1 protein-coding gene is annotated in these 666 nt (G+C 62.5%); it reads left to right on the top strand.

What is annotated here, in order from left to right; all coding sequences use genetic code 11:
- Positions 1–457: 457 nt before the first annotated feature.
- The coding region (locus tag ACU8YE_RS23835; RefSeq protein ID WP_264257433.1) for a LysR family transcriptional regulator at positions 458–666 on the top strand (209 nt) is incomplete at its 3' end.

Raw genomic sequence — 666 nt, 5'->3', positions numbered from 1 at the left:
CGCCCATTCGTTGTCTCTCAAATCGTCGAACAGCATCATGTCCTCACCTCAGCGAAGCTAACTCCGGTGCGCCGCCCTGCGCCGCGCACTCGTCGAGCACTCGATCCAACGAGTGCCGGGTGTGAGGCGTCGGCTCCATGGAGCGGCGGATGTTGCGCGATCCGCCGCGAGAAGCTCGAACGCCCGCAGCCCTGTGCGCCTGCTAATGCAGGAAGCGTGCCACATTGGCGACGACCGCCCCAAAGCCGCCTGGCAGCGAGCTGACAGCCGCATCAGCTAGGGGCGTATAAGACGCCAAAAAGACCGTCGAGCAAATAAGGACAATCACCAATCTTGTGCAGTCCGGCCCGTGAGACGTGCGTTTCAGCCGAGTGCTGCACCGCACCGACACACGGCACGGGATCGTGAGGACGCAATACAATCGCGCATCGATGCGTCCGATTGATGAGGCAATCCCATGAATATCACGCTCAGACAGTTACGCGTGTTCATCGAGGTCGCGCGGCTCAAGAGCTTCAGCCGGGCGGGCGACGAGATCGGTCTCACGCAGTCGGCCGTGAGCCGCTCGGTGCGCGAGCTGGAAGGCGAGATCGGTCTCAAGCTGATCGACCGAACCACGCGCGACGTGCAACTGACCGACGTCGGCACCAATCTGATCGCGAGCGT

This window comes from Ralstonia sp. VS2407 (assembly GCF_052950655.1).
This window is presented reverse-complemented; position numbering and strand designations above follow the sequence as displayed.